At 74.8% G+C, this 20,371-nt stretch carries 20 protein-coding genes; 9 read left to right on the top strand and 11 right to left on the bottom strand.

Annotation, left to right across the window (positions count from 1 at the left end):
* Positions 1–687 (bottom strand): ABC transporter ATP-binding protein, encoded by a 687-nt coding sequence (locus BLW04_RS12965; RefSeq protein WP_091541521.1) that lies wholly within the window; start codon positions 685–687, stop codon positions 1–3.
* 80 nt (positions 688–767) lie between these two features.
* Here BLW04_RS12965 and BLW04_RS12960 point away from each other — a divergent pair, with 80 nt between their 5' ends.
* Both BLW04_RS12960 and BLW04_RS12955 read left to right on the top strand, forming a co-directional pair.
* Positions 768–1,304 carry a DUF1697 domain-containing protein gene (locus tag BLW04_RS12960; RefSeq protein ID WP_091541518.1) on the top strand — a complete coding sequence of 179 codons (537 nt, stop codon included), beginning with the start codon at positions 768–770 and terminating at the stop codon, positions 1,302–1,304.
* Between the two features lie 210 nt (positions 1,305–1,514).
* Positions 1,515–1,955 (top strand): ATP-binding protein, encoded by a 441-nt coding sequence (locus BLW04_RS12955; protein ID WP_091541516.1) that lies wholly within the window; start codon positions 1,515–1,517, stop codon positions 1,953–1,955.
* Between the two features lies 1 nt (position 1,956).
* On the opposite strand, the gene BLW04_RS12950 is transcribed toward BLW04_RS12955, so the two are convergent.
* Entirely contained in the window at positions 1,957–4,503 is a 2,547-nt protein-coding gene (locus BLW04_RS12950) for a SpoIIE family protein phosphatase (protein ID WP_091541513.1), read from the bottom strand.
* A gap of 166 nt (positions 4,504–4,669) precedes the next feature.
* Here BLW04_RS12950 and BLW04_RS12945 point away from each other — a divergent pair, with 166 nt between their 5' ends.
* Positions 4,670–5,776, top strand: a complete 1,107-nt coding sequence (locus BLW04_RS12945) for an aromatic acid exporter family protein (RefSeq protein WP_091541510.1) — start codon at positions 4,670–4,672, stop codon at positions 5,774–5,776.
* A 21-nt stretch (positions 5,777–5,797) separates the two neighbouring features.
* Here BLW04_RS12945 and BLW04_RS12940 read toward each other — a convergent pair whose 3' ends face one another.
* Positions 5,798–7,615 carry a gamma-glutamyltransferase family protein gene (locus tag BLW04_RS12940; protein WP_091541506.1) on the bottom strand — a complete coding sequence of 606 codons (1,818 nt, stop codon included), beginning with the start codon at positions 7,613–7,615 and terminating at the stop codon, positions 5,798–5,800.
* Between the two features lie 919 nt (positions 7,616–8,534).
* Here BLW04_RS12940 and BLW04_RS12935 point away from each other — a divergent pair.
* Positions 8,535–9,491, top strand: a complete 957-nt coding sequence (locus BLW04_RS12935) for a nucleoside hydrolase (RefSeq protein ID WP_091541502.1) — start codon at positions 8,535–8,537, stop codon at positions 9,489–9,491.
* 73 nt (positions 9,492–9,564) lie between these two features.
* Here the strand turns inward: BLW04_RS12935 and BLW04_RS12930 are convergent, their stop codons facing one another.
* The 4 genes from BLW04_RS12930 to BLW04_RS12915 form a co-directional block, all read right to left on the bottom strand.
* Complete coding sequence (locus BLW04_RS12930) at positions 9,565–9,996, bottom strand: glycine betaine ABC transporter substrate-binding protein (RefSeq protein ID WP_091541499.1); 432 nt, start codon at positions 9,994–9,996, stop codon at positions 9,565–9,567.
* A gap of 79 nt (positions 9,997–10,075) precedes the next feature.
* Positions 10,076–10,909 carry an ABC transporter permease gene (locus BLW04_RS12925; RefSeq protein WP_091541495.1) on the bottom strand — a complete coding sequence of 278 codons (834 nt, stop codon included), beginning with the start codon at positions 10,907–10,909 and terminating at the stop codon, positions 10,076–10,078.
* A complete protein-coding gene (locus tag BLW04_RS12920; protein ID WP_091541492.1) occupies positions 10,906–12,102 on the bottom strand; it encodes an ABC transporter ATP-binding protein in 1,197 nt (398 codons plus the stop codon). Before BLW04_RS12920 ends, BLW04_RS12925 begins: the two co-directional genes overlap by 4 nt.
* Entirely contained in the window at positions 12,095–12,736 is a 642-nt protein-coding gene (locus BLW04_RS12915) for an ABC transporter permease (protein ID WP_091541488.1), read from the bottom strand. The genes BLW04_RS12920 and BLW04_RS12915 overlap by 8 nt, the downstream gene beginning before the upstream one ends.
* Positions 12,737–13,177: 441 nt before the next feature.
* Here BLW04_RS12915 and BLW04_RS12910 point away from each other — a divergent pair, with 441 nt between their 5' ends.
* The 3 genes from BLW04_RS12910 (at position 13,178) to BLW04_RS12900 (ending at position 14,541) form a co-directional block, all read left to right on the top strand.
* Positions 13,178–13,519 carry an STAS domain-containing protein gene (locus BLW04_RS12910; protein WP_175484034.1) on the top strand — a complete coding sequence of 114 codons (342 nt, stop codon included), beginning with the start codon at positions 13,178–13,180 and terminating at the stop codon, positions 13,517–13,519.
* Between the two features lie 92 nt (positions 13,520–13,611).
* On the top strand, positions 13,612–14,091 hold the full coding sequence (locus tag BLW04_RS12905) for an ATP-binding protein (RefSeq protein ID WP_091541481.1): 480 nt from the start codon (positions 13,612–13,614) through the stop codon (positions 14,089–14,091).
* Positions 14,092–14,190: 99 nt separating this feature from the next.
* The gene (locus BLW04_RS12900) at positions 14,191–14,541 is read left to right on the top strand and encodes a PRC-barrel domain-containing protein (RefSeq protein ID WP_091541478.1); all 351 of its coding nucleotides are present in this window, start codon (positions 14,191–14,193) and stop codon (positions 14,539–14,541) included.
* A 111-nt stretch (positions 14,542–14,652) separates the two neighbouring features.
* Here the strand turns inward: BLW04_RS12900 and BLW04_RS12895 are convergent, their stop codons facing one another.
* From BLW04_RS12895 to BLW04_RS12880, 4 genes are all read right to left on the bottom strand, one after another.
* Positions 14,653–15,333 carry an NYN domain-containing protein gene (locus BLW04_RS12895; protein ID WP_254781468.1) on the bottom strand — a complete coding sequence of 227 codons (681 nt, stop codon included), beginning with the start codon at positions 15,331–15,333 and terminating at the stop codon, positions 14,653–14,655.
* 107 nt (positions 15,334–15,440) lie between these two features.
* Positions 15,441–17,069, bottom strand: coding sequence for an acyl-CoA dehydrogenase family protein (locus tag BLW04_RS12890; RefSeq protein ID WP_091541475.1), 1,629 nt, complete (start codon positions 17,067–17,069; stop codon positions 15,441–15,443).
* A 39-nt stretch (positions 17,070–17,108) separates the two neighbouring features.
* The gene (locus tag BLW04_RS12885; protein WP_175484033.1) at positions 17,109–17,498 is read right to left on the bottom strand and encodes an SRPBCC family protein; all 390 of its coding nucleotides are present in this window, start codon (positions 17,496–17,498) and stop codon (positions 17,109–17,111) included.
* Positions 17,499–17,671: 173 nt separating this feature from the next.
* A complete protein-coding gene (locus BLW04_RS12880) occupies positions 17,672–18,955 on the bottom strand; it encodes a competence/damage-inducible protein A (protein ID WP_091541472.1) in 1,284 nt (427 codons plus the stop codon).
* Between the two features lie 136 nt (positions 18,956–19,091).
* Between BLW04_RS12880 and BLW04_RS12875 the strand changes: the two genes are divergently transcribed.
* A complete protein-coding gene (locus BLW04_RS12875) occupies positions 19,092–20,033 on the top strand; it encodes a hypothetical protein (RefSeq protein WP_091541469.1) in 942 nt (313 codons plus the stop codon).
* On the top strand, positions 20,030–20,347 hold the full coding sequence (locus tag BLW04_RS12870; RefSeq protein ID WP_091541466.1) for a hypothetical protein: 318 nt from the start codon (positions 20,030–20,032) through the stop codon (positions 20,345–20,347). Before BLW04_RS12875 ends, BLW04_RS12870 begins: the two co-directional genes overlap by 4 nt.
* Positions 20,348–20,371 lie beyond the last annotated feature (24 nt).

Raw genomic sequence — 20,371 nt, 5'->3', positions numbered from 1 at the left:
TCAGCCCTCGTGCAGCGCGGCGACGGCCTCAGCCGGCCGGACCACCCGGCAGGCGTCGTCGTCCACGATCAGCACCCGGGTGGCCAGGGCGCCCAGGAAGTCCGGATCGTGGCTGGCGAAGATCACGGTGGCGCCCTCGGCGACCACGGCGCTCAGCCGGGCGGCCAGCCGCCGGCGCATCTGGGCGTCCAGCCGACGTTCCGGCTCGTCGAGCACCAGCAGCCGGAACGGCCGCACCAGCGCGGCGGCAAGCGCCAGCCGGCGCCGCTGTCCCGACGAGAGCGCCGAGGGCAGAGCACCGGCCCGCTCGGCCATCCCGAAGGCCTCGATCTCCGCCGCCACCGCCTGCTCCGGGTCCGCGACACCGTGCCCTCGGGCGGTGAGCAGCAGGTGCTCGACACCGGTGAGGGAGGGGAAGAAGGCGTCGTCGTCCAGCACCGTGGCGACGGCCCGGCGGAAGGGGGCCTCGCGCTCGTCGACGTCCCGCCCCTCGAACCGCACCGTGCCGCTCAGCGGGGGAAGCAGGCCGACCAGCGTCTGCAACACCGTGGACTTGCCGGCCCCGTTGGGGCCGACCACGCCGAGGGCGGTCCCGGCGGCGACCGCGACGGTCACCGGGGCGCAGACGGGGAGCTCGCCGTAGCCGACCGAGAGCTCGGCGGCGTCCAGCAGCGGGGCGGCGGTCATCGCCGCGCACCTTAGGTGTCCCGGCTGAGGACCGGTCGGAGGCGGACGGCGCGGTGACCGATGCCCTACGGTGCTCGGCTGTGACCCGGTACGTGGTGCTGCTGCGTGGCATCAACGTCGGGCGCGCCAAGCGGGTGGGCATGGCATCCCTGCGCCAGCTCCTCACCGCCCGCGGGTACGACGGCGTGCGCACCCACCTGCAGAGCGGGAACGTCCTGCTCGACACCGACCGGGGCGCCGCCGAGCTGACCGCCGACGTCGAGGCGGCGCTCCGGGGCGAGTTCGGCTTCGACGTGGCCGTCGTCGTCCGTACCGCGTCGGAGCTGGCCGCGGTGCTCGCCGCCGACCCGCTGGCCGGCACCTGGACCGACCCCGCCCGCCACCTGGTCACCTTCCTGACCGCCGAGCCGGGCCCGGGTCTGGTGGCCGCGCTCCCCGAGCCGGGTCCCGGCGACGGGAACTACCGCCTGCTCGGCCGCGAGCTCTACCTGTGGCTGCCCGACGGCGTGTTGGCGACACCGGTGGGGTTGTGGCGGTGGGACCGGCTGCTCGGGGTGTCCGGGACCGCGCGGAACTGGAACACCGTGTCCGCCCTCGTGGAGCGGGCCGCCGGATGAGACGCTGTGGGAACGGTCGTTGACGACCCTGTGTCCTGAATCACACCGGGCTGCGGGTTTCAAGACGCCCGGCCGTGCCAACACAGCAGGTCGCCGTTGGACCTCGACGGCTCGAGTGCGAGGAGACCGTGTGACCGAGCGTGCGAGGTCACACGTCAACGCGGCAGCACCCACGGGCACGCCGCTGACGGGTGTCGGCAAGGAGGCCCGGTGACCGAGGAGAGGGCCCCGCTCCAGTGGCCTTCCGCCGCTCCTCCCGAGGCCGAGGAGGCCTGGCGGTGGGACCTCTCCCACGTCTCCCAGCTCCCCGCCGTCCGGGCTCAGCTGCGCCGCGGACTGGCCGCGGCCTCCTCCGTCGACCCGAAGGGCGCCGAGCTCGACGAGGCCGTGGTGCTCGCCTTCGACGAGATGGCCTCCAACGCGTTGCGACACGGCGGTGGCGGGGTCACCGCTCAGGTCAAGCGCACCGACCGGGCCTGGCTCGTCGAGGTCTGCGACCAGGCCTCCGCCCAGCCACCACAGCCGGCCGTCGGCCGCGACCCCAGCCTGGGCGGCCTGGGCCTCTACCTGATCGCAGAGATGGCCGACGCGCACGGCTGGCACTCCGACGATGCCGCCAAGAGCGTCTGGGCGCTGCTGCCCCGCCGCTGACTCACTGCCCGGGCGGAACGCTCCGCGGGCCCGCCTCGGGCGGCCGTGGGCGGTCCTCCGGGTGGAGCCGGATCGCCACCAGCGCCACGTCGTCCTCCGACCCGGCCGGCCGGAGCCGGGTGACCAGGCCGTCGCACAGCTCTCCGAGGGTCCGCGGACCCAGCTCCGCGAACAGGCCGCGCAGCCGCTCGATCCCGGCGTCCAGTTCCTCGTCGCGGCCCTCGACCAGGCCGTCGGTGTAGAGCAGCACGGTGCTGCCGCGGGAGAGCACCAGTTCGTGCTCCCGCCGCGGGGCCGAGGGGTCGACACCGAGCAGCAGGTCCGCCCGCTCCGACGCGAGCACCGACACGGCGCCGTCGGGGTCGAGCACCATCAGCGGCGGGTGGCCGGCGCTGGACCAGCGCAGCCGCGTCTGCCCCCGCCGACGTTCCTCGTCGTCGGCCTCGAAGCGGGCGATCGCCGCGGTCGCCAGGGTGTGCACCTGCAGGCCGTGCACGGCCCGGTCCAGGTCACCGAGCACCTCCGCCGGCCCCGCGCCGCCGCGGAAGGCGATGCCGCGCAGCAGCCCGCGCAGCTGCCCCATGGCAGCCGCGGCGACCGTGTCGTGCCCCACCACGTCGCCGATCACCAGCATCGTGGCGCCGTCGGGCTGGAGGAACGCGTCATACCAGTCGCCGCCGACCTGGGCGGCCCGCTGGGCCGGCGAGTACCGGACGGCGATCTCGGCGTGGTCGGGCTGCACCGGGTCGGTGAGCAGGCTGCGCTGCAGTTCCGCGGCCATCCCCCGCTGCTGCTCGTACAGCTGCAGGTTGTCCAGCGCGAGCGCCGCCCGGTCGGCGATCTCGCGCAGCGTGGCGACGTCCTCGGCGTCTGCGGCGGGCCGGTCGGCGGACCGGTACACGGTCAGCGCCCCCACGATGTGACCGCGCGCACTCAACGGCAGTGCGACGGCCGTCTGCGGCGCCAGCCGGTCGAAGACGGTCCGCACCTCGCCCGGCGGCAGGGTGCGCCCGACCGCGTCGGGGACGTCCGCGACCGTCATCACCTCCCCGGTCCTCAGTGCGGCCACGAGCGGCGCGGTGGAGGTGAGCGCCGCCAGCCGCAGCTGCGCATAGCGCGCCGCGGCGTCCCGGACGTCGGGGTCCCAGTGCCAGCTGGCGACATCCCGCAGCCGCCCGTCCTCCTCGATCACGCTGACGATCGCCCAGTCGCCGAGCACCGGGACGACGGCGCGGGCCAGGGTGGCCAGCGCCTGCAGCCCCTGGCGGCCGCCGTCCAGGCTGGTCGAGAAGCCCGCCGTGACCTCGGCGATGAGGGCCAGCCGCTCGGTGCTGCGCCGGGCCCGCTCGTCCGCCGCCCGCCGTTCGGTGATGTCGAGGAAGTAGACCGACAACCCCTCGGAGGTCGGCCAGACCCGGACCTCGTACCAGCTGTCCAGCGGCGGCGGGTAGTACGCCTGGAACACCGTCGGCTCGCCGGACGCCATCGCACCGCGGTACTCGACCTCGAACGTGCTGTCCAGCGCGGCGGGGAACAGCTCCCAGATCGTGCGGCCGAGCAGCTGGTCACGGTCGGCCCCCAGCAGCTTCTCGGCCTCGACGTTGACGTAGGTGAAGTTCCAGTCGCGGCCGAGGGAAAAGAAGGCTGCGGGCATCGACTCGAGCACCCGGGCGACCTGGGCGTCGGAGTGGCGGGAACGGGTCGTGTCGTAGGCGGCACCGAGGAACCGGACGGCGTTCCCGCCCGCACCGGCGAACGCCCGGCCACGGCTCTGCACCCAGCGGAGGTCGCCGCCGGGCAGCACCACGCGGTACTCCTCCTGGAAAATCCCGCAGCTGTCGAGGGCCGACTGCAGGGCCGCCGAGACCCGCTCGAGGTCGCCGGGGTGCAGCCGGGTCATGAAGTCGTCGAGGGTCCCGGAGAGATCGGCCCGCTCGTAGCCGAACAGCTCCACCAGGCGGTCGTCCCAGGACAGCGCGCCGGTGACGAGGTCCCAGTCGAAGCTGCCGATCCCGGCGGAGTCGATCGCCAGCCCCCAGCGCAGCCGGGCGGCCTCCAGCTCGGTCGTGACGGCCGTGAGCTCCAGCTCGGTGGACACCGACTCGGCCAGTTGGGCGAGCAGGGCGACGTCGCTGTCGGTCCAGGCGCGGGGCTGGGGGCCGAACACGGCCAGCACCCCGACGACGTGCCCGCGGCCCGGCTGGACCAACGGCACTCCCAGGTAAGCGACGATCTCGCCGCTGCGGACCCGCGGTAGGCCACTCGTCCGCGGATCGGTCCGGGCGTCGCCGAGCACCAACGGCTCGCGATGCGCCACGACGACGCTGCCCAGGGACTGGGCGAACGGGATCTTCGTTCCGACCGTCCCGGCCGACCACCCGGTCACGCCGATCACGGTCTGCACGTCGTCCACCACGGACACCCCGGCCGACGGCGCATCGAGCAGCCGGACGGTGAGGTCGGTGAGCCGCTGCAGGCCCCGCGAGCCGACCGACGACAGCGCGACCCGGTGGGCAGCAACGACCCGGTCCCGATCCAGCGGCGACATCACCCGTCCCCCGCTTCCGATCGGTCGGCGCGGGCGTAGGTCTGCTCCCCGTCCCGCGTTCTTCCTCCTGATCATGCCCGGTGGGAGAGTCGCCTGCCCCCGCGACCTGTCCTGCCGTCGACCAGCGGGCCGAGCCGGGCGCGGGCCGAGGACGCAGGATGAGCCGGTGGAGCCGCAGCACGACCGTCGCCGGCGCGGCACGCTGTTGCGTACCTGGGCCCGGCATCCTCGGTGGGCGCTGGCCCTCAAGGCGGCGCTGGCCGCCGCGATCGCCTGGGCGATCGCGCTCGTCGTCCCCGGTCCGGCCGGGGAGTACCCGTACTACGCCCCGCTGGGCGCGGTGATCGCGACGTCGACCTCGCTCGCCGGCTCGGCGAAGGAAGCCCTGCAGACGGTCGCCGCGATCTTGCTCGGCGCCGGGCTGGCTCTGCTGGTGGACGCGCTCGCCGCCCCGAACCTGGTCACCATCGCATTCGTCGTAGCCGCCGGTGTGCTGCTCGCCGGCTGGTCGCGGCTGGGCAGCTCGGCCAGCTGGGTACCGACGGCGGCGCTGTTCACGCTGATCATCGGCAGCAGTGATCCAGTCGGCTACGTCATGGGCTATGCCGGCCTCACCCTGTTGGGCGCAGCAGTGGGACTGGCCGTGACCGCGGCGTTCCCGCCGCTGCCGCTGGCCGCCGCGCAGGTCGAGCTCAGCCGCCTGCGGGACCTCCTGGCCGAGCAGCTGGACATGCTGGCCGGCGGTCTGGAGCGAGCGGGTCCTCCGTCGCAGACCGAGTGGCACGACGGGATGCGCCCCATCGACCCGGTGCTGGCCCAGATGCGCTCGGCGGTGGAACTGGCCGAGCAGGCGCGCCGGGGCAACCGACGGGCGCGCCACTACCGGCAGAGTGCCGAGCGGCAGTACGAGCAGGCCCGCGCGCTCGGAAGCCTGGCCTTCCTCGTCGAGGAGCTCACCCAGCTGGTCATCGAGAACGAGGTGGCCGAGCGGGACGTCGACCACGTCGCACTCGGACCCGGGCTGCGCCCGCCGGCCGCCGTCGCGCTGCGCCGGCTGGCCGCCGTGCTGCGGTCGGTGGACGACGCCCTCGCCGATCCGGACGTGACCCGGTCGGCCTACACGGCGGTGGACGACCTGCTCGCCGCAGTCCACCGGCACCGGCGGTACACCGGCACGGATCTGCTCGCGGCCGGCAGCCTGGTGCTGGTGGTCCAGCGGTCCCTCGCGGCGGTGATCCCGCAGGAGCTGGCCGAGGAGGAGAGCCCCGGCTGAACCGGGGCCACCGGGACGGGCTCAGCGCCCGACGGCGTACCCCTGCATGCCCCGCGGGTTGGCCCCGGCCCGCAGGATGCCGGTCTCCGGGTCGCGCGACACCGCCGACAGCCGGCCCAGCGACCACGCGTCGGAGACCGTGACGTCGTGGCCGCGGCCGCGCAGGTCGGCGATCACCGCCTCGCCGAGCCGGGACTCCACGAGAACTTCACCCGGAGTCATGTCGCGGGGGTAGAACGACGACGGGAAGGCCGTGGTGTGCCAGGCCGGCGCGTCGATGGCCGCCTGCAGGTCCAGGCCGCCCAGGGTGTGGGCCAGCCAGAAGCACAGCTGCCACTGCTCCTGCTGGTCACCGCCGGGGGTGCCGAAGGCGAGCGTGGGGACGCCGCCGCGCGAGGCCAGTGACGGCGTAAGGGTGGTGCGCGGCCGCTTGCGGGGGGCGAGGGAGTTGGGCAGGCCGGGCTCCAGCCAGAACATCTGTGCCCGGGTGCCTAGCGGGAAGCCCAGCGAGGGGATGATCGGCGAGCTCTGCAGCCAGCCCCCCGACGGTGTGGCCGAGACGATGTTGCCCCAGCGGTCGACGACGTCGACGTGGCAGGTGTCGCCGCGGGTCGTGCCGCGGGTGTCGACGGTCGGCTCGCCGACGCCGGCGATCTCGCCGACCGAGCGCCGGATGCCCGCCGCGGTGTCCGCCACGTGGCGGGGCAGCCGCGGCGGGCGCCCACCGGGCGAGCCGGGCCGCAGTTCCCTGCTGGCCCGGTCGCTGATGAGCGCCCGCCGGTCGTGCGTGTACTGCGCGGACAACAGGTCCTCCACCGGCACCTCGGCCACGTCCCCGTACCAGGCCTCGCGGTCGGCCATCGCCAGCTTCACCGCCTCGACGCTGGCGTGGACCAGCTCAGCGTCGGGGACGGCGGAGGCGTACCGAGCGTCGGGACCTGCTGCCGGGAGACCGTCCAGCAGCGCCAGCGCCTGGAGCAGCGCAGGGCCCTGCGACCATGGCCCGGCCTTCGCGAGCGTCCACCCCTGCCAGTCCAATGTGACCGGCGGCTCGTACGTCGCCGTCCAGCTGGCCAAGTCCTGACCGGTCAGAAACCCGCGGTGCTGACGACCGGAGTCGTCCATCGTCGGGTACCGGCAGAACTCGTCGATCGCTTCCGCGACGAACCCCGTGTACCAGGCCGCCAGTGCCGCATCGATCTGTGCCTCTCGGGAGGGACCGCGCGCTGCGTCGAGCAGTCGGCGGTAGGTCGAGGCGAGGATCGGGTTGCGGAACAGGCGGCCGGCGGTGGGGGGTGCTCCGTCGGGGGCGAGCCAGGTGGCGGCCGAGGTAGGCCAATGGGTGCGGAAGTGCTCGGAGACCGAGGCCACGGTCGCAGCCACCCGCGGGACGAGCGGGTGACCGGACTCTGCGTACTCGAGGGCGAAGCGCAGGACGGCGTCCAGCGGCAGGGTGCCGTGGTCGCGCAGCAGCGTCAGCCAGGCGCCCAGAGCGCCGGGGACGGTGGCTGCCAGCAGACCGGTGCCGGGGACCAGCCCGAGACCGAGGTCGGTGTAGGCCTCGATCGTCGCGCCGGCCGGGGCGACCCCCTGACCGGACAGGACAGTGGGTCTCCCCGCGCCTGGCCCCTGCCCTCCCCGCGCGAAGAGGATCGGGACCTCGCCGCCCGGGCCGTTGAGATGGGGCTCGACGACCTGCAGGGTGAGGCCCGCAGCGACCAGGGCGTCGAAGGCGTTCCCGCCGACCTCGAGGGTCGCCATCCCTGCGGCGCTGGCGAGCCAGTGCGTCGAGGCGACCATCCCGAATGTGCCGGCAAGTTCCGGGCGCGTGGTGAACACGTAGTCACCCTAAGGACTGCGGGGCCTGGCGCACTCCGGAACGTCGTCCGGCGGGGCTGCGGGGGCGCCGTCGGCGTGCTGGGCAGCTCCCGCATCGGCACCGGGGCGTCGACGTCCGGCACGCGATGGCGCAGCTCGGGGACGACGAGCCGGTACGCGCGCGGGGCCACCGGCCGGTTCCACGCCAGCCGCTCGCCGCGGGGTCCGGCGCCCCACGAGCCGGCGGACCGCACCGCGGTGCGTACCCGGGCCAGCAGGGTCCGCACGGGCGACCGGCGCCGCAGCGCGGGCAGCGGGTGGGAGCGCAGGTCGGCGAGCAGGTCGGTGGCCCGCGCGAGGAAGCTCTCGACGGCCCTCGATCCCGGATGCGCCGTCACCGGCCGGGCCGGGACCGGGCGGGCGGCGGGCGCCGGGGTCTCGCGCTCGGGTTCCGGGGCGCGGTGCCAAACCTGCGCGCCGGGGGTGCCCAGCCGGTGCACGCGGGGCGCGCCGCCCCGGGCCAGCCGCTCGCCGTCGGGGCCGGCGCCCCACAGTCCGGCGGACCGCGCGGCGCTGCGCGTCCGGGCCGACCGGGGAGCGGGGTGCACCAGGGGGCCGACAGCGCTGTCGAGTGGGGCGGGGTGGATCGCCATGTCGTGCTCCCTCCTGGGAAGAGTTGCCGCGGCCGGGGAAGGGACCGCGGGCAAGGAAGAAGTTACGGACGGCGGGGCTCCGCGACCCCCGATCCGGACACCCCGCGGCGGGCGCGTGACCGAACCGTTGCGCAGACCTCCCGCGGGGCCCGCTGACCGCCTCCCCGGCCGGTCACTTGTCGACACCCTGACGGGAAAGGCCAGGTCAGCCCGGCAGGACGGCGCCGGTCACCTCGGCCGCCCCGACGACACGCCGGCGTGTCGCGGGCGTCTGGTGGGATGACCGGGTGGCCCGGACCCCCATCCCGCTGGTGATCGACACCGACCCGGGCATCGACGACGCCCTGGCGATCCTGCTGGCGCTGGCCAGCCCGGAGGTCGACCTGCGGCTGGTGACGACGGTGCACGGCAACGTCGAGCTGGCGCAGACCACGGAGAACGCGCTGCGGGTGCTGCACCTCGCCGGGCGCAGCGACGTCCCGGTGGCGGGAGGGGCGCGGTCCTCGCTGGTCCACCCCCAGCTGGAGCGCGCCGGGCACGTGCACGGAGCGGCCGGGCTGGGCGGCGTCGTGCTGCCGCCGTCGCCGGCCGCGGTGGACCCCCGGCCGGCGGTAGCCGCGCTGGCCGAGTTGCTGTTCCTCAGCGCGGAGCCGGTCACGGTGGCCGCGATCGGGCCGCTGACCAACATCGCGCTGCTCATGTCGGTGTACCCGGACGCCGCAGCCCGGATCGGCCGGCTGGTGGTCATGGGCGGGTCGGCGACCCGCGGTGGCAACGTCACCGCTGCCGCCGAGTTCAACGTCTGGGCCGACCCCGAGGCCGCCGCCGTGGTGTTCCGCGCCGGGCTGCCCACGGTGATGGTCGGCCTGGACGTCACGCTGCCCACGGTGCTCCCCGAGGACGGCATCGCCCGCTTCGCCGCCGCCGGCCCGGTCGGCGCCCAGGCCGCCGCCGTCCTGGCCCGGTACCTGGACCACGCCAGGAGCAGCTACGGCACCGACGGCGTGGTGGTGCACGACGCGCTGGCGCTGACCGAGGCGATCGTCCCCGGCACCCTGGACGTCGTCCGCCGCGACGTGGTGGTCGACACCGGGCACGGCGCCGGGCGCGGGCAGACCCTGGTCGACCGGCGCACCGTGTCGACCGCGCCCACCGCGATCTCGGTGGCCGAGGGCGTGGACAGCGCGGCGGCGGTGGAGTTCCTGGTCAGCCGGCTGGAGCGGCTGGCCGCCGGCCTCAGTTGACCGTGCTCCTCAACTGACCGTGCTCCTCAACTGACCGTGCTCCTCAACTGACCGTGCTCCTCAACTGACCGCCTCAACTGACCAGGCCCTCGCTGCGCATCCAGTCGTAGGCGACGTCGGCCGGCTGCTCGCCCTCGACGTCCACCCGCGCGTTGAGGTCGCGCATCACGTCGTCGGTGATCAACGGGGTGATCTGGTTGAAGATGCCCGCGATCTCGGGGTGCTCCTCCAGCGTCTGCGTGTAGACCACCGGCGCGACGTTGTAGGCCGGGAAGAAGTCCCGGTCGTCCTCGAGCACCGTCAGGTCCAGCGACTCGATCCGGCCGTCGGTGGTGAACACCTCGCCGAAGTTGCACGCGCCCTGGTCGGTGGCCTCGTACACCGCCCCGGTGTCCAGCGTGCGCACGTTGTCCCGCGGCACGCCCTGTGGGTCACCCAGCTTCAGCCCGTAGGCGTCCAGCATCGGCACGAAGCCGTCGTTGCGGCTGGCGAACTCGCTCTCCACGCAGAACGTGCGGCCCGCAGCCGCTGAGCAGCACGGTGGCGGCGGTCAGGATGCCCAGCGTGGTGCTCGTGGAACGCACTCAGAGTCCCTTCGGTCGGGCGAGGTGTTCGATGACCCGGCCGACCCAGTCGACCGCGAGGGCCAGCAACGCCACCAGGACCGCGCCGCTGACCAGCAGGGCGTCCAGCGACAGGTTGACCCCGGTGGTGATGAGAAGTCCCAGGCCCCCGCCGCTGATGAAGGTGGCGAGGGTGGCGGTGCCCACCAGCAGCACCAGCGCGGTGCGCACGCCGGCCAGCATCACCGGCACGGCCAGCGGCAGCTCGACCCGGAACAGGACGGCGAGGGCGCTCATGCCCATCCCCCGTCCGGCCTCGACCAGCCGGGCGTCGACCCCCTCCAGGCCGACCATGGTGTTCCGGAGCACCGGGAGCACCGTGTAGAGGACGAGGGCGACCACCGCCGAGCGGAAGCCGAAGCCGAAGCCGAGCCAGGTGGCCAGCAGCACGAACAGCCCGATCGCCGGCGCCGCCTGACCGGTGTTGGCGACCGCCAGCACCAGCGGCGTCGCGCGGCGGAAGGGACCGCGGGTGAGCAGCACCCCGAGCGGGATGCCGATGGCCAGCACCAGGACGCCGGCCACCAGGGTCAGCTGCAGGTGGTCGACGATGTTGCGACCGAGGGCGCTCCAGCCCAGTTGACGGGTCTCGGTGTCGCTGAGCTCGGCGGTGGCCCGCCAGAGCACGAAGGCCAGCGTGCCGGCCGCGATAAGGACCGGCTGCACCAGCAGGCCCCGCCATCCGCCGCGGCCGGACGCCGAACGGGCCCGGCTCCGGGTCTGGACCGCGGCCTGCGGGTCGTCGGTCTCGGTCTCCGGGTACGCCTGGGCCCCCGCGGGCATGGGCGCCGTCATCCCTGGGCCTCGCCACGGGTCTGCTGGATGGCCGCCATCACGGTCTCCACCACCATCACCCCGGCCACGCCGTCCCGGCCGGTGACGACGACGCCGCCCTGGCTGGCAGCGAGCATCGTGTCCAGTGCGTCGTTGAGGGTGGAGTGCAGGCCGACCACCGGCAGGTGCTCGTCGACGGTGTCGGGCACGGTCGAGGTCCGCGACAGCTCGGCCAGCGACGGCCAGCTGATCGGCCGGCCGCGCCGGTCGGTCACCACCACGTACTGGTCACCGGCCGCCTGCGCGCGGCGGACGACCGGCGCGGAGTCCTCGCCGACCCGGGCCACCTGCGGCTGCCGCAGCTCCACGTCGCCGACGCGGGTGAGGGTCAGCTGCTTGAGCGTCGCGCCGGCGCCCACGAAGTCCGCGACGTAGTCCTCGGCGGGGTCGGCGAGGATGGCCTCGGGTGTGTCGTACTGCACCACGCGGGCCCCGACGTCGAAGACCACGATCCGGTCGCCGAGCTTGACGGCCTCGTCGAAGTCGTGGGTGACGAAGACGATCGTCTTCCCCAGCTCCTCCTGGATCCGCAGCAGTTCGTCCTGCAGCCGCTGCCGGGTGATCGGGTCGACCGCGCCGAACGGCTCGTCCATGAGCAGCACCGGCGGGTCGGCGGCGAGGGCCCGGGCGACGCCGACCCGCCGCTGCTGCCCGCCGGACAGCTCCTTCGGGTAGCGGTCCCGGTAAGTCTCCGGGTCCAGGCCGACGAGGTCGAGCAGCTCGTCGACGCGGGCGGCGACCCGTTCCTTGCCCCACTTGAGCATCTTCGGAACCAGCCCGACGTTGGTGCCCACGGTCATGTGCGGAAAGAGCCCGTCGGCCTGGATGACGTACCCGATCCGGCGGCGCAGCTGGTCGGCGTTCTGCCCGGTCACGTCCTCGTCGCCGAGGTAGATCGTGCCGCCGCTGGGCTCGATGAGCCGATTGAGCATCTTCAGCAGCGTCGTCTTGCCGCAGCCGGACGGCCCCACGAACACCACTATCTGCCCGGCCGGGATCTCCAGGCTCACCGCATCGACGGCGGGAGTGCGCTGTCCGGGGTACTGCTTGGTGACGCCGTCCAGCCGGATCGACACCCCGCTGACGTGGCGTGCCTCCGCGGTCGGGCCACTGCCCGGCCGCTCGTCGCTGCGTTCGGCGATGGTCTCAGACACGGATGCCCTTCGAGGTGGTCAGCCGACCGACCAGTACGAGCACCACGTCCAGGACGAGGGCCAGCAGGACGATCGCAATGGTCCCGACGAGCGTGGCGTTCAGCGCGTTCGCGCCGCCCAGCCGGGAGAGTCCGGAGAAGATCAGGCTGCCGAGGCCGGGCCCGAGCACGTAGGCGGCGACGGCGGCGATGCCCATCACCATCTGGGTGGACACCCGCACGCCGGCCAGGACTACCGGCCAGGCCAGCGGGAGCTCGACCCGGACCAGCGTGGCCAGCCTGCTCATCCCGATCCCGCGGGCGGACTCCACCAACGACTGGTCCACGCCCGCCAGACCCACGACGGCGTTGCGCAGGATCGGCAGGGACGCGTAGAAGACGACCGCGATGACCGCCGGGGTGATGCCGAAACCGAAGGGCGCCAGCAGCAGGCCAAGAAGGGCGAACGAGGGGATGGTCAGCCCGATCGCCGAGAGACCGTTGGCCAATCCGGAGATGCGTGGGCTGCGGTAGGACAGCACAGCGACGCCGATCGCGATTCCGGTGGCCAGCACGACGCACTGGACCACCAGGCTGACGTGTTGCACCGCCTGGAAGGCGATCAGCCCACGCCGGTCGACGAGGTAGTCCCACATCGGCGCACGTCCTCTCCTCCAGCACCCGGTCCGTGCGACCGGGCACCCAACTGGTCGCCGGGCGCACTCGTCCCGCGGCGCACGGGCGCCCCGGGGATCCCTGCCGGTGTGCGGGTTGTCAGAACTACCCGCACAGGGCGGGGACGCCGCGGGCCGTCCCCGGCCTCGGGCCACCCCTGAGGCGACCGGCCACCTGGCGACCGGAGGACACCGTGCCACAGAAGATTCACAAGGGGCAGTCCACGAACACGACGATGTCGTGACGGACCGTCCCGCTCGGCAGCCCGCTGCGGAGGGCTGCCGGGGATCATGGGTGCCCGTTGGACCGGCCAGCAGGCACCCTCGACGACGGGGACGGGGCGGGCGGCCGCCGGCACGGGAGGACTCATCAGCACGGACAGTTCTGCACCGGACGGCGACGCGGCACCCTTCGAGGTGACCGTGGCGAAGGGACCGGAGCCCGGCCATGTGGTGGCGGCGGTGACGGGCATGCTCGACGCCGCGAGCAACCCGCTGCTCCAGAACACCCTGCTGCGGGCCCTGCGGCGGACCGACCGGCTGCTCACCCTCGACCTGTCGGGGGTCACGTTCTTCGGCTCGGCGGGGGTCACCGCGCTGGTCTGGCTCGGCCAGCACCCCGAGGCCGCCGGCAAGCACGTCCGGGTCGTGGCCACCAGCCGGGTCGTCACCGGTCCACTCGAGCTGACCGGGCTGCTCGACCGGCTCGACGTGTCAGGGATGCCCACCGGCGCGGACGGGCCGGAGCAGCCGCCGCGGCGTTGACGGGGCGCGCGCGACCCCCACGCGCTGCACGCCCGGGCGTCGTCCGCCACCATGGTCCCCGGCGGAGACACCGCCCCGGCGAGGGAGGCCCTGTGAGTGGACTGGTCTGGCCGTCGGCGCCGGTCCCCTCCGAGCGCGGCGACGTCTGGCGGTGGGAGCTGCCCACCGTCCACGACGCCTCGCGCGTGCGGATGGACCTCCGGGCCCGGCTCGCGCACCCGTCCCTGGCGTCCCGCTCCACCGAGGACGCCCGGGAGGGCCTGCTGCTGGTGTTCGAGGAGCTGTCGTCGAACGCGCTGCGGCACGGCGGCGGCGCCGTCCAGGCGGTCATCGTCGCCAACGCCGCGGGCTGGCTGATCGTGCTGAGCGACGAGGCGCCCGACCGCCCGCCGAAGCCGGCCGTCGACCGCGACCCGGCGCTGGGCGGCATGGGCCTGCCCATGGTCGCGCAGCTGTCGCTGGACTTCGGGTGGACCAGCGAAGACGGGCGCAAGCACGTGTGGGCGTCCCTGCCCTCCGGCCTGGAGGTCGCGGCGGTGCCGCGGCCGCGCAGCTCGTCGGTCAACGACTGAGGCAGGGGAGCGCTCCGCGACGACGCCGACCCGCGAGGGTTGCCCGTCGCCCGGCGGGGGCACCGGGGAGACCAGTTGTCCCCCACCGAAGGAGTGCCCGTGTTCCCGGCCAAGAACATCCGCGACTGGCGAGGCTCGAACGTCGTCGACCCCGACGGCAGCAAGATCGGCACGCTGGAGGCGATCTACGTCGACACCACCACCGACGAGCCGTTCTTCGCCTCGGTGACCACCGGCATCATCGGCCGGCACAAGTTGACCTTCGTGCCGCTGACCGGCGCCACCGTGGCCCCCGACCACCTGCGCGTCACCGTCGGCAAGGACCTGGTCAAGGACGCCCCGTCGATCGACACCGACGGTGAGCTGACCGCCGACCGCGAGCCCGAGGTGTTCGCGCACTACTCGCTGCCCTACACCCCCAGCGGCGTCCGGCGGCTGGCCCGCCGCTAGAAAAGGACCGCCTCCTCCGCACCCCTCGCAAGTTCGGCAGAAGGACCCCGCCCCGCAGCCCTTCGCACGCTCAGGGAAGCCCCGGACGGGGCCGGAGGCGGCCAGCGGTACTTAGCCCCGTCGGGCGGTGAAGACGCCGGCGGCGTCGCGCAGGCTCTTGGTCGGCCGCAGCCACGCGCCGTCCACGGGCAGTGCGTCCAGCCGCACCCGGTCCAGCGGTGCTGCAAAAGCGCCGGGAACGTCCTCGATGTCGATGAAGCGGATCAGCTCCGAGCTGATCGCGTACCCGGCGACCTCGCTGAACGCGACGACGACGACCTCGGTGCCGGACCGGGCGAGGTCCTCCAGCGGCTCGGCGAAGTTCCGCCCGTCGCCGGAGAAGACGACCAAGCGGCGCAGCTCGTGGCTGTGCGTCCGGACGCTGATGTGGTCGAGCATCGACTGGTCGATGTCGTCGTCGGGCTGGGTCTTGGGCCGGGCGAACACGGCGTAACCGAAGCTGCGCAGTGCCTCCACCCAGCGCTGCAGCGAGGTGGCGTTCTGCGGCGGGACGTTGGCGAAGACGCAGGCCTCGACCTCGGCGTCGCCGGCCCCGTCGACGAACCAGGCGGCGATCGCGTCGAACCGCGGCCGGGAGGCGGCGGTCGGGCGCGCGCCGATGACGTTGCTCAGGGTCATGTCGATGTTCGGGGCGTCCCAGACCAGCAGGTCCAGCGCGGATCGGTCGCCGAGGAGGGCCGGCTCGCCGTACCCGTCCGCAGGCAGGGTCCCGGGCTCCAGGGTCTCGGTCACCGGCCCAGTGTGCCGGTCGGGGGAAGCCGTACCGGGCCGCGGGGGCCCGGCCGGGGCCGTCGCCCGCCGGGCGCCGCGGCGGCCACGGTCGGTCAGCGCGCCCACCGTCAGGCCGGGACGACGGCGGCCCGGTCGACCAGCCGGCGCACCGGCACTCCGGCCGGCAGGGTGCCCAGGACCGCACCCCAGTCGCCGTCCAGCCGGCTGGCGCAGAAGGCGTCGGCGACCGCGGCCGGTGCCTGCCGGAGCAGCAGGGACCCCTGCAGGCACAGTGCGAGCTGCCCGGCGATCCGCCGGGCGCGCATCGGCAGCTGGTCGGGGTCGGCCAGCTCGGCGCCGAGTCGGGCGACCGCGGCGTCGAAGCGGGGGTCGGCACCGCGGGCTAGCTCCAGCTCGGCGGTGACCGCGGCCAGGGCGGCCGAACGGCTGCCCAGGGCGCGCAGCACGTCGAGGGCGATGACGTTGCCCGAGCCCTCCCAGACGCTGTTCAGCGGCGCCTGCCGGTAGAGCCGGGGCAGGCCGGACTCCTCGACGTAGCCGTTGCCGCCGAGCACCTCCAGCGCCTCGGCCACCGTGCCAGGGGTGCGCTTGCAGACCCAGAACTTGGCCACCGCGCCGGCCAGCCGCAGGAAGTCGGCCTCCCCCGCGTCCTGGGCCGCGGCCAGCCGGATACCCATCGCGGTCGCGGCCTCGCTCTCCAGCGCCAGGTCGGCGAGCACGTTCTGCATCAGCGGCTGGTCGACCAGCAGGGCGCCGAACGCCGACCGGTGGCGGGTGTGGTGCAGGGCCTGGGTGAGGGCGGCCCGGATCGTGGCCGCCGAGCCGAGCACACAGTTCAACCGGGTGGTGTTGACCATCTCGATGATCGTCGGGACGCCGCGGCCCGGCTCACCGACCAGAAAGCCCGTCGTTCCGTCGAACTCGACCTCGGAGGAGGCGTTGGACCGGTCGCCGAGTTTGTCCTTGAGCCGCTGCAGCCGGAAGACGTTGCGCTGCCCGCCCGGCAGCACCCGCGGCACCAGGAAGCAGGACAGCCCGTCGGCGGTCTGGGCAAGCACCAGGAACAGGTCGCTCATCGGGGCCGAGGTGAACCACTTGTGGCCGGTCAGCGAGTGGCTGCCGTCGCCGTTCGGGGTCGCCCGGGTGGTGTTGGCCCGCACGTCCGACCCGCCCTGCTTCTCGGTCATGCCCATGCCGGCGACCAGTCCGGCCTTGCCGGCCGGGTCGGCGAGGCCGCAGGAGTAGGTGCGGCTGGTCAGGCCGGGTTCGAGCGCCTCGGCGAGGTCCGGTGCGCGGCGCAGCGCAGGGACGGCGGCGTAGGTCATCGTCACCGGGCAGCCGTGCCCCATCTCGACCTGCGTCCACCCGACGTAGCCGACCGCCCGGCGGACGTGGGCGTGTCGGTCGCCGGCAGCCGCCTCGGCCCAGGGAGTACCCGCGAGGCCGTGCCCGACGGCGGCGCCCATCAGCTCGTGCCAGGCGGGGTGGAACTCGACCTCGTCCACCCGGTGGCCGAAGCGGTCGTGGGTCTTCAGCCGCGGCGGGTTCTCGTTGGCCAGCCGGCCCCACTCCTGCGCCTGCTCGCTGCCGGCCAGCCGGCCGAGGTCGGCCAAGGAGGCCAGAGTGGCGGCGTCGGCGTGCCACAGGCAGGCCTCGGCGAGGGCGGCGTCGCCGGCGATCGGGTCGTGCCCGATGAGCGGGGGTGCCTGGTTGGTCACCTCGTGCGTGGTGCTCATGGCCGCACGGTACGAGAGGCGCCGGCGCCCAGCTCTCCCTCAGGCGCTGACGAGCCCCTTCAGGGCGACGAGCGCCAGCGGGGCGTACCCGGCGACCAGCGGGGCGGCGCCGCGCACCCGCAGCCCGGTCGTCGCACCGCCGTCCGGCCCGGCGGACACCCAGTGCGTGAGCTGCAGGCGCACCGGTCCGGCGTATACCGACCAGGTCCACTGCCGCGACGCCTCATCCACCTCGTCGACGACGAAGGGCACCGCCACGCCCAGCGGTCCCCGCACCCGGCCGGTCACCCCCTGGGTGATGCGGTCGGCGTCGGCGTCCACCGCGGTGATCTGCGGCGACCACCCCGGCCACCGGGCGAAGACCGCGTAGCGGTCCCAGGCCTCGGCCGGTGTGGCGGCACCGGTCGCGTGCAGCGTCAGCGTCGTCACGGGTGGGTGGTGCCCACCCGGGTGCCGGACGACACCCGGGCGGGTCGGCCGGGATCCGCCCCCGAGAATGATCCCGGCCACGTGGGGAATGACCAGCGGAACGCCCCGGGAAACCGGAACGCTGGAGGAACACAATCGGAACGGGACGGCGCGGGTTCCACGTGCAACGACGCTCAGGCCGGCGGGCCGCCCAGCAGCAGCTGACGCAGCAGCTGCACGGCCACGGTGGTGGTCCGCTGGCGCACCGCGTCGCGGGACCCCGGGACGACGAGCGAGCGGGCCGCCCGCCCCTCGGGCCCCACCGCCGCCAGGTGCACGGTGCCCACCGGCTTGTCCGCCGTCCCGCCGCCCGGTCCGGCGATGCCGGTGATCCCGACGCCCACGTCCGCGCCGAACCGCTGGCGCGCGCCCTCGGCCAGCGCCAGCGCCACCTCGGGACTGACCGCGCCGAGCTCGGCCAGCGTGGCCGCCGGCACGCCGAGCAGGTCCTGCTTGGCCGAGTTGGCGTAGGCGGTGACCCCGCCGAGCGCCCACGCCGAGGAGCCGGCCCGCGCGGTCAGCCGGGAGGACAGCAGGCCGCCGGTGCACGACTCGCCGGTGGCGACCGTCCAGTCCCGGTCGGTCAGCGCCCCGGCGACCAGGTCGTCCACGGACGGGCCGGTGCTGAAGAGCGTGTCGCCGAAGTCCGCCTGCACCGCCGCGGTCAGCCGCTCGTAGGCCGGGGCGGCGTCCGGGCCGAACCGGGTCACGATCTCCAGCTCGCCGTCCCGGAGGCAGGTGGTGATCTCCAGCCCGGCGACCTGGTCGTCGACCCGGCGGAGCGTCGCAGCGAGCTCGGACTCCGGCGTGCCCCACAACCGCAGGGTCTCCTGCCGCAGCTCGGTCGCCCCGGCGAGCACCGCCTGGACGGGGGCTGCGGCCACCGCGGCGGGCCACATGCCCTGCAGCTCTGTCGGCGGGCCGGGCAGGACCACCACCGGCGGTCCGCTGCGACCCGCGGCGACCGGGACGACGAGGCCGGGAGCGGTGCCGACCGGCTCCAGCACGGTGGCTCCCTCGGGCACCCGGGCCTGCTTGGCCACCCCGGCCGCGGTCGACGCCGGGTCCGTCCGCCACCCCCGGCGGGCCACCAGCCGCTCGACGATCGCGCCGATCCGCTGCTCCAGAGCTGGGTCGACCGCTGACGGGCGGCCCTGCGCGTCGCCGACGACCTGGGCGGTGAGGTCGTCGGCCGTGGGCCCCAGGCCGCCGCTGGTCACCAGCAGATCAAGCCCGCTGCCGGCCAGGAACGTCAGCGCGGACCGCAGGTCCTCGGGGCGGTCGCCGACCACCACCACCGATCCGACGTCGACGCCGAGGGTGCGTAGCTGCTCGGCCAGCCAGGGGCCGTTGCGGTCGCTGACCCGGCCGGTGAGCACCTCGGTGCCGGTGACCACGATCCCTGCGCGCACTGTCACGGACCGAACCCTAGGTCGCCGGCGGGTACGTGGCAGACCGGCGCAGGACCGGTGCGGACCCGCACGGACCGGTCCAGACCGGCGCGGCCTCGCGCACGTGCACGGCCCCGGGCGGCCGCGCCGTTACGGTGGCGCCATGAGCCAGCCGCACCCGCCGCGTCCGGAGGACCAGCCGGCGCAGCAGCCCAGCGAGCCGCAGGGCCCGCGCACCCAGCAGATCCCGGTGGTCCAGCCGCAGGCGCCGGTGACGCCCGCCGCACCGGCACCCGCTCCGCCGCCCCCCGGGCCCGCCTTCAGCACCGAGGCGAGCTGGCATCCGGGCGGCGCGCACACGGCCCCACCGGCACCCGCCCCGGGGCCGGCGACCACCCCGCCGCCACCCGTTCCGCCGGCGCAGATGTCACCGCCGTCCTTCCGTCCGCAGCCGGTCCCGCCCGAGCAGCAGGTGTGGCCGCAGCCGGCCGCGCCGCAGGAGCCGGCGCCCGACGCCGCGTGGTCGGCCCGGGCCACCGGCCCAGTCGACTTCGTGCCCGGGTTCGGGACGTCGGCTCCCCCGCCGGCCGGCAGCCGCGCGGCCACCACCACCGGCCAACTGCCCGCCGCCGGTCCGGCCGAGGGCGGCCCCTCACGCACCGGCCACAACGCCAAGCGGCTGGGCGCGAAGCTGACCGGCGGCCTGCCGGGCGGGGCGGCCGAGCACCGGGCGGTGTTCGCCGGCCTGGGACTCGGGGTCCTCGGCCTGGTGCTGCTCGAGCTGGGGCTCGCGCGGGACTTCGGCAACGCCTCGCTGTGGTCAGTGGTGCCGACCTGGTCGGCGTTCGCCACCGTTGCCGCCGTAGTCGCCCTGCTGCCCCTGGTCGCCCGTTGGCTGCCGGGCGCACCCGGCCCCGGGACGACGTGGCACATCGGCCTGGGCGCGGTGATCGGGCTGGCCGCCTTCTGGGTGCTGGTCGCGCTGCCGCTCGTGGCCAGTGACCGCGGTTTCCTGCTCAGCGCGGGGCTGGCGCTCGCCGCCGCCGCGGTGTGGCTGGCCCCGGGCCGCGCCCAGGCCGGACCGGGCAGCGGTCCCGGCGCATGAGTCGGCGCCTCGGCGGGTGGCTCGCCGCGGCCGGGGCGCTCGGCGCCCTCTCGCTGGGGCTGCCCTGGTCGGCCCTGGCAGCTGGCACCGCCGCGCCGGCGCGGGTGGCCATCGTGGCCGCGGTCGGGCTGGTCGGGCTGGGGCTCACCCGGGGCCGGGACCGGTTGCTGCCGGTCGCCGTCCTCGTCGCTGCGGCCGGGGTGGTGGTCGGCGGGGTCTCACCCAGCCCCGGCCGGCTCGCGCTGGCCGCAGCCGTGTTCTGCCTCGTGGCCGGTCTGCGCGCCGACGGCCGCCGGGTGCTGCCCGGCCGCTGACCGCGGCACGACGCCCAGATCACC

Origin of the sequence: Modestobacter sp. DSM 44400, from assembly GCF_900107175.1 — a bacterium.
Lineage (GTDB): Bacteria > Actinomycetota > Actinomycetes > Mycobacteriales > Geodermatophilaceae > Modestobacter.
The sequence above is the reverse complement of the archived record's forward strand: the minus strand, read 5'-3'. Positions and strand labels throughout refer to the sequence as shown.